Source organism: Citrobacter sp. Cpo100 (genome assembly GCF_030332595.1).
GTDB classification, from domain to species: Bacteria; Pseudomonadota; Gammaproteobacteria; order Enterobacterales; family Enterobacteriaceae; genus Citrobacter; species Citrobacter portucalensis.
This window is the reverse complement of record NZ_JAOWHM010000023.1, coordinates 50,708-68,346: the sequence shown is the minus strand read 5'-3', so window position 1 is coordinate 68,346 and position 17,639 is coordinate 50,708. Positions and strand designations below refer to the sequence as shown.

Genomic DNA, 17,639 nt, shown 5'->3' with positions numbered 1-17,639 from the left:
CTCTCAGAACGTGATCACGCCTTTAATCAGCTCACGGTTGTTAATCACATCCCGTTCGTAGATTTCTGCCAGTGTGGCAAACGCGTAACGGTGCGTGAGCATCATGTCGGCGGTAAGTTTGCCTTCCGACATCAGACGGCCCACTTTGGCGAAATCTTCCGGCGTGGCGTTGCGACTGCCCATCATGGTGGTCTCTTTCTTGTGGAACTCAGGGTCAGAGAACTGTAAATCGCCTTTGAACAGCCCAACGAAAACGATGCTGCCGCCATGACGAATCAAATTCACCGTGTTGTTCATCGCATGCTGATTCCCCGTGGCATCAATAACCTTTTGCGCCAACGAACCGCCAAACTGAGCGCGCAGCTGCGCATCAAAATCTTCAGCGGATGGGTCGATAACCGGGAGTCCCAACCGGGAAGACACGTGCTCCCGGCGTGCTGGACTGGTATCGGCGACCACCACCTGTGCGCCATCGGCTTTGGCAATCGCTGCCGCCCCCAGACCAATCGGACCCGCGCCGACCACCAGCACCTGCTCACCCGGAGCCACCGCCGCCCGGCGTACCGCATGAGCGCTGATAGCGTAAGGCTCAATCAGCGCCGCCGCCTGCGGGTCAATCCCCTGCGCATCCAGCAAATTGGTCACCGGAACGGACAGATATTCACTGAATCCGCCATCCTGGTGCACGCCAATCACTGAAATCTTCTCGCAGCAGTTGGTGCGCCCGCTCAGGCATGCCGGACACTGCTGGCAGGCCACGTAAGGAATAACCGCCACCTGCTGACCATTTTTCAGATTCTGTATATTCTTACCCAGACCGACAATTTCCCCACATATTTCATGCCCTAATACACGCGGGTAGCTGAAAAAAGGTTGATTGCCACCCCAGGCATGAATATCGGTACCACAAATTCCTACCGATTTAATTTTAATTAATGCTTCACCCTCACCCGGAATAGGTATTTCGCGCTCTTTCCAGACTAATTTTTTAGGTTCCTGGCAAATCAACGTATTCATCGTAGACATGATTCTGCTCTCCTGTTTTTTTGTTGCCTCAGATATCAACGAAAATAAAAAGGACGGAGAAAGCAGAAACACAATCTGTGAATTCCAGCGCATAAAAATGTTTTAAATCGGGTTTTAATAGATAAAAAGGAGAAACCATGAGCCGTTCGCAGAACTTACGCCACAATGTGATTAACCAGATAATCGATGATATGGCGCGTGGTCATATCCCTTCCCCACTCCCCTCACAAAGCGCACTGGCGGAGATGTACAACATCAGCCGCACCACCGTGCGCCATATGCTGAGCCACTTAGGCGAGTGCGGCGTTCTGACCCAGGTCGGCAGCCACTATGTCATCATGCGAAAACCCGATCATGACGATGGTTTTGCCTGCACCACCGCCTCCATGACCGAGCAAAACCGGATTTTTGAACAGGCGTTTTTCACCATGATCAACCAGCGACAGCTGCGTGCAGGCGAGAGCTTCTCCGAACTGCAGCTTGCCAGAGCCGCAGGCGTCAGCCCGGTGGTAGTGCGGGAATATCTTTTAAAATTCGAGCGTTACAACCTGATTAAAAACGAAAAACGCGGTCAGTGGAGCATGAAGCAATTCGATCAGGCCTATGCTGAACAGCTGTTTGAACTCAGAGAGATGCTGGAAACGCATTCTCTGCAGCATTTCCTCAATCTGCCCGATGATGACCCGCGTTGGTTGCAGGCTAAAACGCTGCTGGAGCGCCATCGGATCCTGCGCGACAGCATCGGCAGCAGCTTTCGCATGTTCTCGCAGTTAGATCGTGAGTTCCATGCTTTGCTACTCTCTGCTGCCGATAATGTATTTTTTAATCAATCACTTGAAATCATCTCCGTGATTTTCCACTTCCACTATCAGTGGGATGAGAGCGACCTCAAGCAGCGTAACATCATTGCCATTGATGAGCATATGACCATCCTCAGCGCGCTGATATGTCGCAGCGACCTGGATGCCACCCTCGCGCTCTGTAACCATTTGAATTCAGCCAAACAATCGATGATTCGCTCCATCAACCAGGGTTGTAACGTCGCTCATTAAGTACCGATAAAAAACAGCAAATCATTACCGGGAGCACGATTTTATAAAAATAAAAACGCCTGAAAAATACCTCTTGCCTATGCTCACGCTAAGTCGACTGCATTAAAAACTTTTGTGAGCGGTGATGAGCAAATTGATTCATCACTGGTATTTTTTCAATACTGCACAGTCCTGCTGTGTGAAAAATAAATTATTGAGGTTCAGGAGTCCGGCGTGGAAAAAAATAATATTACCCTCGACCCAAGTTCTTCGTTTGGCACGTCGTCATCTGCGGATATTAATGTTCCGCCTGAGGGCATGGTGCAACGCAGTAGCCGAATTAAACGTATCCAGACCACAGCAATGATTTTATTATTTTTTGCTGCGGTGATTAATTACCTCGACCGCAGTTCACTGTCTGTCGCCAACTTAACGATTCGTGAAGAACTGGGGCTGAGCGCCACGCAAATCGGCGTGCTGCTGTCGGTATTCTCTCTCGCTTACGGTATTGCGCAACTGCCCTGCGGTCCGCTGCTGGACCGCAAAGGTCCGCGCATTATGCTGGGACTGGGGATGTTCTTCTGGTCGCTGTTTCAGGCGATGTCCGGCATGGTGCACAGCTTCACCCAGTTTGTGTTGGTGCGTATCGGAATGGGGATCGGCGAAGCGCCAATGAACCCGTGCGGCGTAAAGGTCATCAACGACTGGTTTAACATCAAAGAGCGCGGCCGCCCGATGGGATTATTCAACGCCGCCTCCACCATCGGGGTTGCCATTAGCCCGCCGATTCTGGCTGCCATGATGCTGGTAATGGGCTGGCGCTGGATGTTCATCACCATTGGCGTGCTGGGTATTTTCCTCGCCATCGGCTGGTACATGCTGTATCGCAACCGCGAGCAAATTGAGCTGAGCGCCACGGAACAAGCGTACCTGAACGCCGGTAGCGTCAATGCCCGCCGCGATCCGCTGAGCTTTGCCGAATGGCGCAGCCTGTTCCGCAACCGTACCATGTGGGGCATGATGCTGGGCTTTAGCGGCATCAACTACACTGCATGGTTATACCTGGCCTGGCTGCCGGGCTACCTGCAAACCTCCTACAACCTGGATTTAAAAAGCACCGGATTAATGGCGGCGATCCCATTCCTGTTTGGCGCAGCCGGCATGCTGATTAACGGTTTTGTCACCGACTGGCTGGTGAAAGGCGGTATGGCGCCGATTAAGAGCCGTAAGATTTGTATTATCGCCGGGATGTTCTGCTCCGCGGCCTTCACCTTCGTCGTGCCACAGGCCACAACGTCAATGGCCGCCGTGTTACTGATCGGTATGGCGCTGTTCTGTATCCACTTCGCAGGTACCTCGTGCTGGGGTCTGATCCACGTCGCCGTCGCCTCACGTATGACAGCTTCCGTGGGCAGTATCCAGAACTTTGCCAGCTTTATCTGCGCGTCGTTCGCACCGATCGTCACCGGTTTTATTGTTGATACCACCAACTCTTTCCGCCTGGCGTTGATCATCTGCGGCTGCGTCACCATGGTGGGTGCCCTCGCCTACATCTTCCTGGTTCGCCAACCCATCAGCGATCCGCGTAAAGATTAATCCTCCAGATGCCCGATAACACCGCGTTTATCGGGCATGTTATGCTCCTCGTATGAACATCACCTTGCGCGCTACTACTCTGGCAGACACTGCCGCTCTTCCCGCCATCGAACGATCTGCGGGACAACGTTTTTTACGCATCCCCGAACTGGCGTGGATTGCTGAAGACCAGATGTTATCCGCTGCTCAGCATCGGGCTTTTGCCGCCGCTGGCATGAGCTGGCTGGCGCAGGTCGATGCGCTTCCGGTCGGTTTTTTGGTTGCCGAAACGCTGGGGTCATCGCTGTTTATTGCTGAACTGTCGCTGCATCTGGAGTGGCAGGGAAAAGGAATTGGCCGCAGATTGATTGAGTATGTTGCCGAACAGGCGCACGCGAAAGGTTATACGTCGCTCACGCTGACCACCTTCCGCGATGTGCCGTGGAATGCGCCATGGTACGCGCGACTGGGATTTGAAATGCTGGCTGACGAGACGCTGCCTGCAAAGTTGCGCCAGAAAAGAGAAGAGGAAGCGGCGCACGGACTGGCATTTGAATCGCGCTGCGCCATGCACCTGATGTTGCGCTAATTGCCCGATGGCGGCTACGCCTTATCGGGCCTACGTAACATTTCCGGTAAGCCTGATAAGCGGCAGCGCCATCCGGCAACCACGTATCTTTCCCCGTAGGCCGGATAAGCGGCAGCGCCATCCGGCAACCACGTAACTTTCCCGTAGGCCGGATAAGCGACAGCACCATTCGGCAACCACGTATCTTTCCCCGTAGGCCGGATAAGCGATAGCGCCATCCGGCAACCACGTATCTTTCCCCGTAGGCCGGATAAGCGGCAGCGCCATCCGGCAACCACGTAACTTTCCCGTAGGCCGGATAAGCGATAGCGCCATCCGGCATCACAGGCTTAGAACGTTTCCCAGTTATCCCCGGCATCCGTTACCGCGGCTTTGCGCGGCTGGACCGTTGAAACCGGTTTAGCGGCCGCAACGTCACGCGCGCGCTGTTGGTCATGCTGAATACGGAACACGGCAACGGCCTGAGTCAGGCGGCTGGCCTGCTCTTCCAGCGCCGCAGCGGCGGCAGCGGATTCTTCCACCAGCGAGGCGTTCTGCTGCGTCACGCGATCCATCTCGGCAACGGCCAGACCCACCTGGTCAATACCGCGGCTCTGTTCATCAGAAGCAGAGGCGATTTCACCCATGATATCGGTCACGCGGGTTACCGCATTGACGATCTCATCCATGGTTTCACCGGCGCTTTCTACCAGCGTTGAACCAACATCCACGCGGCTGACCGAGTCTTCAATCAGGCTCTTAATCTCGCGCGCGGCCTGCGCACTACGCTGGGCCAGGTTACGCACTTCACCCGCAACCACCGCAAATCCACGGCCCTGCTCGCCTGCACGTGCTGCTTCTACCGCGGCGTTGAGTGCCAGAATGTTAGTCTGGAAGGCAATGCCGTCGATGACGCTGATAATGTCGGCGATTTTCTGCGAACTGGACGCGATATCACGCATGGTTTGCACCACGTTATCCACCACTTTGCCGCCTTTCTGCGCGGTTTCAGAAGCACTCAGCGCCAAATGGCTGGCCTGACGCGCGTTTTCGGCGTTCTGCTTCACGGTCGCCGTCAGTTGTTCCATGCTGGCTGCGGTTTCTTCCAGAGATGCAGCCTGCTGTTCGGTACGCGAGGAGAGATCGTTATTGCCCATCGCAATCTCGCTGGCCCCACTGTAAATCGCGTTGGCACCGTTACGCACGTCACCCACGGTATTCATCAGCTCACCCTGCATATGGCGCAGGCTTTCCGCCAGCTGTCCAATCTCGTTGGAACCTTCCACTTCAATACGTTTCACCAGGTCACCGCTGGCGATATGACGAATGCTGTCAATCAGACGGTTCATTGGGGAGATAAGGGTCAGCTTGATACCAAACCACACCGCAATAATCGCCGCCAGTACGGTAATCAGCACACAAACCAGCACCCACATCGCCTGGCTGTAAGAGCTGTTGTTATCTGCCACCGCGATGTCATACAGGCGATCGTTCTGCTGCATGTAGTTGATATATTGCTTCTCAAAACCATCCTGATAGCTCTGTGTCGGTTGATCAAAGAACGCGTTGATCTTCCCGTCACCCAGTAACTGGATCAGCTCCGCCAGCGCACCGTGATAGATGTCATAGGTGCGATTGATCTCCTGGAAAGCGGCTTCGCTTTGACGCGGATCGCGCGGGAGCGATTCGTAAATCGCCCAGTTTTTTTCCGTCAGCTTCAGCGCCGTGCTGGCTACCTGCATCAGTTCGGCAACGGTCGCGCCGCTGCCAATATTGCTCTGATCCATCATGTAGCGAATGCCTGCCCGGTTCAGGGTGTTACGCGTTTGCAGCAGCTCAACCCAGGTGGCGTTCAGCGCAGACTGTTGCTGGCGAATGGTTTGCAGAACGGTAAAGTTCTCTTTGTCATTCTTAAGTGAGTTAAAAAACAAGCCGCCCGAGGCGAGCTGTAAAAGGCCAAATAGCGCCAATACCAGCAGTAAGCTGGTAACAATCTTCATTCGTTTTAACATGTTTTCTCTTTCCGCTAGACAGATGTCAGAATTTTCGGCCTGGAAAGGGAAAACTTTATGAAATTTGTGCTAGTTGAATCGATCTCAGCATCGACGATTCGTCGATCCACGCCGTCTGCCAAAGCGCTAAGCGGGTTTATTAGTGATCTCAATCACATAAATTTCCCCGTTCCCCCCGCAGTTTACCGCTCACTGACACTTGGGACCGCTTAAGCTGACATACAACCGCTCACTTATTTACCTTACTTTACGCGCGTAATTCTCTGGCAAGATCCCTCCAACATAGCAGTCAATTTACCTCCTCAAACACAAGATCAAACCCACGCGGCTTCGGCCAATTATTAATTAGATACCAGGTTTTACTATGGATACGAAAAAGATATTCAAGCACATACCCTGGGTGATTCTCGGAATCATCGGTGCATTCTGCCTCTCGGTAGTGGCATTACGTCGGGGTGAACACATTAGTGCCCTGTGGATCGTGGTCGCCTCAGTTTCTGTTTATCTGGTGGCCTATCGTTACTACAGCCTTTACATCGCCCAAAAGGTGATGAAACTTGACCCAACGCGTGCCACGCCGGCGGTCATCAATAATGACGGTCTGAACTACGTTCCAACCAACCGTAACGTCTTGTTTGGTCACCACTTTGCCGCTATCGCAGGTGCTGGTCCGCTGGTTGGGCCGGTACTGGCTGCTCAGATGGGCTACCTGCCTGGTACACTGTGGCTGCTGGCAGGCGTCGTGCTGGCCGGTGCAGTGCAGGACTTCATGGTGCTGTTTATCTCTTCCCGCCGTAACGGTGCATCTCTGGGTGAGATGATCAAAGAAGAGATGGGCCCAATACCGGGAACCATTGCGCTGTTCGGCTGCTTCTTAATCATGATCATCATCCTCGCAGTACTGGCGTTGATCGTGGTGAAAGCGCTGGCAGAAAGCCCGTGGGGTGTGTTCACCGTCTGCTCAACCGTACCTATCGCGTTGTTCATGGGGATCTATATGCGATTCCTGCGACCGGGACGCGTGGGCGAAGTGTCGGTGATTGGTATTGTGCTGCTGGTTGCCTCTATCTACTTCGGCGGCGTGATTGCGCACGACCCGTACTGGGGCCCGGCGCTGACCTTTAAAGACACCACCATTACCTTTACCCTGATCGGCTACGCATTTATCTCTGCGCTGCTGCCGGTATGGCTGATCCTCGCCCCGCGCGACTATCTGGCTACCTTCCTGAAAATCGGCGTTATCGTCGGTCTGGCGGTGGGGATTGTTATCCTCAACCCGGAACTGAAAATGCCGGCAATGACGCAGTACGTTGATGGTACTGGCCCGCTGTGGAAAGGCGCTCTGTTCCCGTTCCTGTTCATCACCATCGCGTGTGGTGCGGTATCTGGCTTCCACGCGCTGATTGCTTCCGGTACCACACCGAAGCTGCTGGCCTGTGAAACCGACGCGCGCTTTATCGGTTACGGCGCAATGCTGATGGAATCCTTCGTCGCAATTATGGCGCTGGTTGCCGCGTCTATCATCGAACCAGGTCTGTACTTCGCGATGAACACTCCGCCTGCGGGCCTTGGCATCACCATGCCGAACCTGCATGAAATGAGCGGCGAAAACGCACCGCTGATTATGGCGCAGTTGAAAGACGTCACCGCACATGCGGCAGCGACTGTCAGCTCCTGGGGCTTCGTCATTTCGCCTGAGCAGATCCTGCAAACCGCGAAAGACATCGGTGAACCGTCCGTTCTGAACCGCGCAGGTGGCGCACCGACGCTGGCTGTTGGTATCGCTCACGTGTTCCACAAAGTGCTGCCGATGGCTGATATGGGCTTCTGGTACCACTTCGGTATTCTGTTCGAAGCGCTGTTCATCCTGACCGCACTGGATGCCGGTACCCGTTCTGGCCGCTTTATGCTGCAGGATTTGCTGGGTAACTTCGTGCCGTTCCTGAAGAAAACCGACTCCCTGGTTGCGGGTATCATCGGTACTGCGGGCTGCGTAGGCCTGTGGGGTTACCTGCTGTATCAAGGCGTTGTTGACCCGCTGGGCGGCGTTAAGAGCCTGTGGCCGCTGTTCGGTATCTCTAACCAGATGCTGGCTGCCGTGGCACTGGTTCTCGGCACCGTGGTACTGGTTAAAATGCAGCGCACCAAATACATCTGGGTTACCGTTGTTCCGGCTGTATGGCTGCTTATCTGCACCACCTGGGCGCTGGGTCTGAAACTGTTCAGCACCAACCCGCAGATGGAAGGCTTCTTCTTCATGGCGAATCAGTACAAAGAGAAGATTGCTAACGGCGGCGAACTGACCGCTCAGCAGATTGCCAACATGAACCACATCGTCGTCAACAACTACACCAACGCAGGTCTTAGTATTCTGTTCCTGGTGGTGGTGTACAGCATCATTTTCTACGGGTTCCGTACCTGGCAGAAAGCCCGCGCCATCAACGGTCGCTCTGATAAAGAGACACCGTATGTGCCGGTGCCGGAAGGCGGCGTGAAGACCTCTTCACATCACTAAGATGTATTCAGCCCCGCTCCGGCGGGGCTTTTCGCTTATCAGGATTGTTTATGTTTGGTACTTTAGGGCAAGCTAAAAAATATCTCGGTCAGGCGGCGAAGATGCTGATTGGCATTCCGGACTACGACAACTATGTCGAGCACATGAAGACCAACCATCCCGATAAGCCGTACATGACCTACGAAGAATTCTTCCGCGAGCGCCAGGAAGCCCGCTACGGTAGCGGCGGAAGCAGTTGCTGTTAGAAGGAGAAGTGAATGACCCCGATTGCAGTTACCCTACTCACCGGTTTTCTTGGCGCGGGTAAAACCACCCTGCTGCGCCATATTCTCAACGAGCAGCACGGTTACAAGATTGCCGTTATCGAAAACGAATTCGGCGAAGTCTCGGTGGACGATCAGCTGATTGGCGATCGCGCCACGCAGATCAAAACCCTGACCAACGGCTGTATTTGCTGTACCCGCTCCAGTGAACTGGAAGACGCATTGTTAGATCTGCTCGACAACCTCGACAAAGGCGCCATCAATTTCGACCGTCTGGTGATCGAGTGCACCGGCATGGCCGACCCCGGCCCGATCATTCAGACCTTTTTCTCCCATGAAGTGATTTGCGAACGCTACCTGCTGGACGGCGTAATTGCGCTGGTTGACGCGGTACATGCCGACGATCAGATGAATCAGTTCACCATCGCCCAGTCGCAGGTAGGCTATGCCGACCGCATCCTGCTGACCAAAACCGACGTCGCAGGTGAAAGCGAAAAGCTTCGTGAACGCCTGGCGCGCATCAACGCCCGCGCCCCGGTGTATACCGTCACGCATGGCGACATCGACCTCTCCCTGCTGTTCGACACCAACGGTTTTATGCTGGAAGAGAACGTGGTCAGCGCCAAACCGCGCTTCCACTTTATTGCCGACAAACAAAACGATATCTCCTCGATCGTCGTCGAGCTGGATTACCCGGTCAACATCAGCGACGTGTCGCGAGTGATGGAAAACCTGCTGCTGGAATCCGCCGAGAAGCTACTGCGCTACAAAGGCATGCTGTGGATTGAAGGCGAGCCGAACCGACTGCTGTTCCAGGGCGTCCAGCGCCTTTACAGCGCCGACTGGGACCGCCCGTGGGGCGACGAACAACCACACAGCCTGCTGGTGTTTATCGGCATTAACCTGCCGGAAGATGAGATTAGAGCAGCGTTTGCGGGATTGAAGAAGTAATCCCCTGCTGAATTGCCCGGTGGTGCTACGCTTACCGGGCCTGGAAATCCTGCTCCTTGTAGGCCGGATAAGGCGCAGCCGCCATCCGGCATGGGCAGTTTTCATTCCGATAAGTGATTCATCCCATGGAATTTTTCATCTGGTATGGCAAGCTATTGCCATTGCACTCGTTAAGGGACCAACGTGAAAAATTACAAAGTGATTACCCCGCTTTTTCCAACCTACGCCCAGGTAAAAGCGATGATGAAAGCCGTTTCAGGCTATTCCCTGAAAGCCGTGCGGGATATGATTACCGCCATTCACGAGCAAACAGGAACCCCGCAACAACCCGTTGATTGGTCCGAACCGGATCTGTGGATCAGCGAGCGCTTATCAGGTGAAGATGCCGAAATCGCCCGCCGTATCTGGGATACCGATAACCATATTCTGAACCCACGCCACAGCTACGGCTGCTATTTGTTCCTCAACTATCCTCAGTTTGACCTGATGAAAAGCACGCCAGATGATGCCTGGCAACCCACTCCTCGTGGACAACAATTTCTGCATGATGACGAAAAGACATTGCGTTCGCTTGACGATCAGGAAGGCAACCTGCAACTGCTGGAACTGCTGGCTGGTCGGGAAATGTCGCGTCGCGCGGATTTACTTCCCGAATGGCAAGCCTTTTTGCACCAACACTCTAAATTCGCTTCTGCCAGTTCCGTTAAGAGCACGCTCTACTCTCGCCTGTATAACCTGATCGACCGCGAAATGGTTAACCGCGAAGGTATGAGCTATCGCATCACCGATGCCGGGCGAGCCTGGCTTGGCAAAGCGCTGCCGGCCCGAAAAAGCGATCCGCGTAAAGAACTTTTGGACGCCGTGAAGCGCTATAACGAACAGCAAAAAGAACTGCTGCGCGAGCAAATCAGCACCATGAATCCGTACAAGTTTGAGCATCTGGTTGGGCAATTGCTGGAAGCGATGGGCTACGAGCAGGTTGAAGTGACCAAAGCCTCCGGCGATAAAGGCGTGGACGTGATTGGTCAGGTTCAGGTGGGCATCACCACCATCACCGAAGTCGTACAGGTGAAGCGGATGCAAAATACCATTACCCGTCCGTATATCGATCAGCTGCGCGGCGCTCTGCCCTATCACAAAGCCATTCGCGGCACGCTGATCACTACCGGGAAATTTGCTGCCAAATGCGCGGAAGCAGCGTTGTTTCCGGGTGCCGCGCCGATTACGTTAATCGACGGCGATCGCCTGCTGGAGCTGTTGATTGAAAATAACGTCGGCATTCGACGCAGCAATGCGGTTGAGCTGCTGGATGTGGATTTGCAGTTGTTCGACGAACTGGAAATCGACTAAAGGGCGAACTTCACCGCTTTTACCGTTACAATAGCTCCCAAATTTTTCCTGATTGAGTTCATCATGGCCAAAGCACCAACGAAAAAAGCCAAAGCAAAGAAAGGCTTTGAAGACACATTATGGGATACCGCGAACCAGCTTCGCGGCAGCGTAGAATCCTCCGAGTACAAACACGTGGTGTTGAGCCTCGTGTTCCTCAAATTTATCAGCGATAAGTTTGAAGCCCGCCGTCAGAAGATGAAAGATGAAGGCCAGGGTGATTTCCTCGAAATGGAAGTCTTCTATCAGCAGGACAACATCTTCTATCTGCCGGAAGAGGCGCGCTGGTCGTTCATCAAACAGCACGCCAAGCAGGATGATATTGCCGTGCGCATTGATACCGCGCTCTCCACCATTGAGAAGCGCAACCCGTCGCTGAAAGGCGCGCTGCCGGACAACTACTTCAGCCGTCAGAACCTGGAAACCAAGAAACTGGCGTCGCTTATCGACACCATTGATAACATCGAAACGCTGGCCCACGAAACCGACGTCGAAGCGCTGTCGAAAGAAGACCTGGTCGGCCGCGTGTACGAATACTTCCTCGGCAAATTTGCTGCTACCGAAGGTAAAGGCGGCGGCGAGTTCTATACGCCAAAATGCGTGGTCACGCTGCTGACCGAAATGCTGGAACCGTTCCAGGGCAAAATTTATGACCCGTGCTGTGGTTCGGCGGGGATGTTTGTGCAGTCGGTGAAGTTTGTCGAAAGCCATCAGGGGAAAAGCCGTGATATCGCCCTGTACGGCCAGGAGCTGACGGCCACCACCTACAAGCTGGCGAAGATGAACCTTGCCATTCGTGGCCTTTCCGCCAACCTTGGCGAACGCCCGGCGGACACCTTCTTCAGCGATCAGCACCCGGACCTGAAAGCCGACTATATTCTGGCCAACCCGCCGTTTAACCTGAAAGACTGGCGCAACGACGCCGAGCTGACCAAAGACCCGCGCTTTGCCGGTTACCGTACGCCGCCGACCGGTAACGCCAACTACGGCTGGATTCTGCATATGCTCTCCAAGCTGTCGGCCAACGGCACCGCCGGTTTTGTGCTGGCGAACGGCTCGATGAGTTCCAACACCAGCGGCGAAGGCGAGATCCGCGCGCAGATGATCGAAAACGATCTGATCGACTGCATGATCGCCCTGCCCGGCCAACTGTTCTACACCACGCAGATCCCGGTATGCCTGTGGTTTATGACCAAATCAAAGGCAGCCGATCCGGCCAAGGGCTATCGCAACCGTCAGGGCGAGACGCTGTTTATCGATGCGCGTAATCTCGGCACCATGATGAACCGCACCACCAAAGAGCTGACGGCGGACGATATCGCCACCATCGCCGATACCTACCACGCCTGGCGCAGCACGCCGGAAGAGCTGGCCGAGCGCGTGAAGCGCGGCGACAGCAAGCTGGCGCAATACGAAGACCTGGCAGGGTTCTGCAAGGTCGCGACTATTGCAGAGATGAAAGCTAACGACTACGTGCTGACCCCGGGCCGCTACGTCGGTGCCGCCGAGCAGGAAGACGACGGCGTGGCGTTTGAAACCAAAATGCGCGAGTTGTCGCAGACGTTGTTTGCGCAGATGAAGCAGGCGGAAGAACTGGATAAAGCGATTCGCCAGAACCTGGAGGCGCTGGGTTATGGGGAGTAAGTGGATAAAATATCGTCTAGGTGATATAGCAACTTTTTCTTATGGTAAAATGCCAAAAAAAGAACTTATTGGCTTAGGTAAATATGTCGTTTTTTCCGGGTATAAATATACTGATAGCTACCCGGAGAAAAACCTATCAGTTGGTGATTTAATTGTTGTCGCTCGAGGAGTCGGCGGAACTGGTGATGTAAAAATAGCAAATCAAGATTGTTATTTAACAAATTTATCAATTAAGATAGATTTGGATGACAAAATAATAAGAAAAGAATATTTTTATTATCTATTTAAACAAAATACATTACGTTATCTTGATAGCGGTTCTGCTCAAAGTCAAATAACCATAAATGATCTATCGAATATTGAAGTAGTAGCACCTTTGCCAGAAGTGCAAGACTCAATAATAGAAAAATTAAGAAATCTCGATAAAAAAATAGTAATAAATACATCCATAAACCAAACCCTAGAACAAATGTCTCAAACCCTGTTCAAATCCTGGTTTGTGGATTTCGACCCGGTGATTGATAACGCGCTGGATGCGGGAAACCCAATCCCGGAAGCACTGCAATCTCGCACCGAACTGCGTCAAAAAGTACGCAATAGTGCAGATTTCAAACCACTTCCGGCGGATATTCGTGCACTGTTCCCGGCTGAATTTGAAGAAACAGAGTTGGGCTGGGTACCAAAAGGTTGGGAAGTCGGAAAACTTCAGGACTTACTTATTTTACAAAGAGGATTTGATCTTCCTTCTACCCAAAGAAATATCGGCTTACACCCAATAATAGCTGCTAGTGGCTATAATGGCACACATGACATCGCAATGGTGAAAGCCCCAGGGATTGTTACTGGCCGCTCTGGTGTATTAGGTAATGTTTTCCTAATTCTTGAAGACTTTTGGCCTCTGAATACAACGTTGTGGGTGAAAGAACTAAAGCATGCCACACCATGTTACGGATATGAGTTACTTAAAATGATAGATTTCTCTTCATTTAATGGCGGCTCAGCTGTTCCAACATTAAACCGTAATCATATTCACAACCTGGATTACTTGCTTCCACCTAAAATTTTAATTGAAAAATTTGAATTATTTTCTATGCCTTTACATAAGCGAGTTCACGAATTCCAAAAACAAATCCAAAACCTAACCGCCCTCCGAGACACCCTGCTCCCCAAGCTCATCTCCGGCGAGCTCTCCCTGGAGGATCTGCCAGATTTAATCGACCAAACCGAACCCGCATAACGCATTTTGCCCCTGAAAAATCAGGGGCTTTCTGTTAAGGTTTTCTCTGTTACAGGAACCCTTACCAGAAAACCAGCCAGGGCCGGAGCGAGATATGCATCTCTCATTCAGTGAAGCGAAGTTAGAACAGGCGATAATTGAACTGTTACAGGATCAGGGCTATCAGCACCTGATCGGCGATAATGTGCCGCGTTCCAGCCTCGATCAGGTGATTATCGAAGACGATCTTCGTCACTATCTCGCCGCGCGCTATCAGGCCGACGGCATCACCGAAGAAGAGATCCAGCGGCTGATCAAACAGTTCACCACCCTGCCCGCCTCCGATCTCTATGAAAGCAATAAAACCTTCTGCGCCTGGCTGGCCAACGGTTTCCTGTTTAAACGCGACGATCGCCAGCAGAAAGATCTCTATATCGAACTGCTCGACACCCGGCACCTGCCCGCCGCGCTGCGTGAACTGTTCAATACCGAAGAGGTTCCGCTGCGACAGGCCGCAGAAACGCCGGCAAGTTATCATCTTACCCAGCCGCTGAACCGGGTAAAAATCGTCAATCAGATGACCATCACCGGTAAAGAAAACCAGCCGCGTATTCCGGATGCCATCCTGTATATCAACGGCCTGCCGTTAGTGGTGTTTGAATTTAAAAGCGCGGTGCGCGAGCAGGAAGCCAATATTGGCGATGCGTATAAACAGCTCTGCACCCGCTATCGCCGCGATATTCCGCAGCTGTTTGTCTATAACGCGCTGTGCATTATCAGCGACGGCGTCAATAACCGCATGGGCAACCTGTTTGCGCCGTACGAATATTTCTACTCCTGGCGCAAAGTCACCGGCAATGAAAACCGCGAGCAGGACGGCATCCCTTCCCTGCACTCGATGATTCAGGGGCTGTTTCACCCGGTCCGCTTGCTGGACGTGATCAAAAACTTTATCTGCTTCCCGGATAAAGCCAAACACGAAGTAAAAATCTGCTGCCGCTACCCGCAGTACTATGCGGCGCGCAAGCTGTACTACAGCATCGAACGGGCGCGTAAACCTTTCGGCGACGGCAAGGGCGGCACCTACTTTGGCGCGACCGGCTGCGGCAAGAGCTACACCATGCAGTTCTTAACCCGTCTGCTGATGAAAAGCGTCGAGTTCGCCAGCCCGACGATCGTGCTGATCACCGATCGCACCGATCTGGACGATCAGCTCTCGGCGCAGATGTGCAATGCCAAAAACTATATCGGTGACGACACCGTGGTGCCCGTCACCAGCCGCGACGATCTGCGGGAGAAGCTGGCCGGTCGCAACAGCGGCGGCGTCTTCCTGACCACTATCCATAAATTTACCGAAGACACTGAACTGCTCTCCGGGCGCAGCAATATCATCTGTATTTCCGATGAAGCGCACCGCAGCCAGGTCAACCTCGATCAGAAAGTGATCGTCGATAAAGAAAGCGGCAGGGTGCGCAAAACCTACGGTTTCGCCAAATATCTGCACGACTCGCTGCCGCAGGCCACCTACGTCGGTTTTACCGGCACGCCTATCGACGCCACGATGGAAGTCTTTGGCAACATCATCGACAGCTACACCATGACCGAATCCGTGCAGGATGAGATCACCGTGCGCATCGTCTACGAAGGCCGCGCCGCGAAAGTGATCCTTGATGCCCGCAAGCTGGAAGAGGTGGAAAAGTACTACGCAGAGTGCGCCGACGCCGGTACCAACGAGTGGCAAATCGACGAGAGCAAAAAAGCCAGCGCCACCATGAACGCCATTCTTGGCGATGAAGATCGCCTGAAAGCGCTGGCAGAAGACTTTGCGCAGCACTATGAAAAACGTGTCGCCGAAGGCTCAACGGTGAAAGGCAAAGCGATGTTTGTCTGCGCCAGCCGCGAGATTGCCTGGGATTTCTACCGTCAGTTGAAAGACTTTCGTCCCGCGTGGTTTGAGGTTAAGCAGGCTCCGGATGGGGTTGAGCTGACTGAGCAGGAGGAGAAAGAGCTGCCGCCGTCCGAAATGGTCAAGATGGTGATGACGCGCGGTAAAGACGATGACGCGAAACTGTACGAGCTGCTGGGCAGTAAAGAGTACCGCAAAGAGCTGGATAAACAGTTCAAAAACGCGAAGTCGAATTTCAAAATCGCCATCGTGGTGGACATGTGGCTGACCGGTTTTGACGTGCCGGAGCTGGACACCATTTATATCGATAAGCCGCTGCAAAAGCATAACCTGATCCAGACCATCTCCCGCGTTAACCGCAAGCTGGAAGGCAAAAGCAAAGGGTTAGTCGTCGACTATATCGGCATTAAACGCCAGATGAACCAGGCGCTGGCGATGTATTCGCGCATCGACGCCACCAACTTTGAAGATATTCAGCAGTCGGTGATCGAGGTGAAAAACCATCTCGCGCTACTGGCTGAAGTTTTCCATGAATTCGACAGCCGCGCCTATTTCAGCGGCGAGCCGCAGGCGCAGCTGGCCTGCCTGAACTTCGCGGCAGAATTTGTCATGCGCACCCAGAAGCTGGAACGCCGCTTTATGGGGCTGGTGAAGCGGCTGAAAGCGGCCTATGACGTCTGCTGCGGCAGCGAGGCGCTGTCGCAGGCCGAGCGCGACCATATCCATTTTTATATTGCCGTGCGCTCTATCGTCTTCAAACTGACCAAAGGCGACGCGCCGGACGTCACGCAGATGAACGCCCGCGTGCGCGAGATGATCGCCGAAGCGCTGAAAGCCGACGGCGTGGAAGAGCTGTTTTTCCTGGGCGATAAGAAAGCGGAGTCGATCGATATTTTCGACGACGATTATCTGGCGCGCATTAATAAGATCAAACTGCCGGCCACTAAAATCCAGTTGCTGCAAAAGCTGCTGGAAAAAGCCATCAGCGATTTTAAACAGATCAACCAGCTTCAGGGGATCAACTTCACCCGTCGTTTCCAGTCGATTATGGATAAATATAACGAGCGCCGGGAAGATGACGTCCTCAACGGCGAAGAGTTTGATACCTTTAGCCAGGAGATGACCGATATTATCTACGATATTAAAACCGAGATGGGCACCTATGCCGAGATGGGGATTGATATCGAAGAGAAAGCCTTTTACGACATCCTGGCGCATATGCGCGATAAGTATCAGTTCACCTATGAAGAAGACAAGATGCTGGCGCTGGCGAAAGAGATGAAGGCGGTGGTCGATAACACCTCGAAGTATCCGGACTGGAGCAAGCGTGATGATATTAAGGCGAAGCTGAAGGTGGAGCTGATCCTACTGCTGCACAAACACAAGTTCCCGCCGGTGGCGAATGATGATGTGTATATGGGCGTGCTGTCGCAGGCGGAGAATTTTAAGCAGCACCATATAACTACACTGCACTAATTTTATGGCCGGATGGCGCTTTGCTTATCCGGCCTACTTTATATTTCCCTTCGATTTAATTCCCGTA

General features: G+C 53.1%; 12 protein-coding genes. 10 read left to right on the top strand and 2 right to left on the bottom strand.

Annotated elements, in window-relative coordinates:
- Positions 1-3: 3 nt before the first annotated feature.
- Positions 4-1,026, bottom strand: a complete 1,023-nt coding sequence (locus OGX96_RS01490; RefSeq protein WP_032942306.1) for a zinc-binding alcohol dehydrogenase family protein — start codon at positions 1,024-1,026, stop codon at positions 4-6.
- Positions 1,027-1,163: 137 nt separating this feature from the next.
- Between OGX96_RS01490 and OGX96_RS01485 the strand changes: the two genes are divergently transcribed.
- From OGX96_RS01485 to OGX96_RS01475, 3 genes are all read left to right on the top strand, one after another.
- Positions 1,164-2,078 (top strand): GntR family transcriptional regulator, encoded by a 915-nt coding sequence (locus OGX96_RS01485; protein ID WP_279850927.1) that lies wholly within the window; start codon positions 1,164-1,166, stop codon positions 2,076-2,078.
- 213 nt (positions 2,079-2,291) lie between these two features.
- Positions 2,292-3,653: an MFS transporter gene (locus OGX96_RS01480; RefSeq protein WP_003845612.1), complete on the top strand. Its 1,362-nt coding sequence runs from the start codon at positions 2,292-2,294 to the stop codon at positions 3,651-3,653.
- A gap of 52 nt (positions 3,654-3,705) precedes the next feature.
- Complete coding sequence (locus OGX96_RS01475) at positions 3,706-4,221, top strand: GNAT family N-acetyltransferase (RefSeq protein WP_252430361.1); 516 nt, start codon at positions 3,706-3,708, stop codon at positions 4,219-4,221.
- 329 nt (positions 4,222-4,550) lie between these two features.
- Here OGX96_RS01475 and tsr read toward each other — a convergent pair whose 3' ends face one another.
- On the bottom strand, positions 4,551-6,212 hold the full coding sequence (gene tsr, locus OGX96_RS01470) for a methyl-accepting chemotaxis protein (protein ID WP_008786110.1): 1,662 nt from the start codon (positions 6,210-6,212) through the stop codon (positions 4,551-4,553).
- Between the two features lie 364 nt (positions 6,213-6,576).
- Between tsr and btsT the strand changes: the two genes are divergently transcribed.
- The 7 genes from btsT (at position 6,577) to OGX96_RS01435 (ending at position 17,572) form a co-directional block, all read left to right on the top strand.
- Positions 6,577-8,727: a pyruvate/proton symporter BtsT gene (gene btsT, locus OGX96_RS01465; RefSeq protein ID WP_003830033.1), complete on the top strand. Its 2,151-nt coding sequence runs from the start codon at positions 6,577-6,579 to the stop codon at positions 8,725-8,727.
- Positions 8,728-8,777: 50 nt separating this feature from the next.
- Complete coding sequence (locus tag OGX96_RS01460; protein ID WP_003830038.1) at positions 8,778-8,972, top strand: YbdD/YjiX family protein; 195 nt, start codon at positions 8,778-8,780, stop codon at positions 8,970-8,972.
- Positions 8,973-8,984: 12 nt separating this feature from the next.
- A complete protein-coding gene (gene yjiA, locus OGX96_RS01455; RefSeq protein WP_286582075.1) occupies positions 8,985-9,941 on the top strand; it encodes a GTPase in 957 nt (318 codons plus the stop codon).
- A gap of 183 nt (positions 9,942-10,124) precedes the next feature.
- Complete coding sequence (locus OGX96_RS01450) at positions 10,125-11,291, top strand: restriction endonuclease (RefSeq protein ID WP_198802651.1); 1,167 nt, start codon at positions 10,125-10,127, stop codon at positions 11,289-11,291.
- 63 nt (positions 11,292-11,354) lie between these two features.
- On the top strand, positions 11,355-12,974 hold the full coding sequence (locus OGX96_RS01445) for a type I restriction-modification system subunit M (RefSeq protein WP_198802649.1): 1,620 nt from the start codon (positions 11,355-11,357) through the stop codon (positions 12,972-12,974).
- Positions 12,964-14,211, top strand: coding sequence for a restriction endonuclease subunit S (locus OGX96_RS01440; protein WP_198802647.1), 1,248 nt, complete (start codon positions 12,964-12,966; stop codon positions 14,209-14,211). Before OGX96_RS01445 ends, OGX96_RS01440 begins: the two co-directional genes overlap by 11 nt.
- 94 nt (positions 14,212-14,305) lie before the next feature.
- Positions 14,306-17,572, top strand: a complete 3,267-nt coding sequence (locus OGX96_RS01435; RefSeq protein WP_286582070.1) for a type I restriction endonuclease subunit R — start codon at positions 14,306-14,308, stop codon at positions 17,570-17,572.
- Positions 17,573-17,639 lie beyond the last annotated feature (67 nt).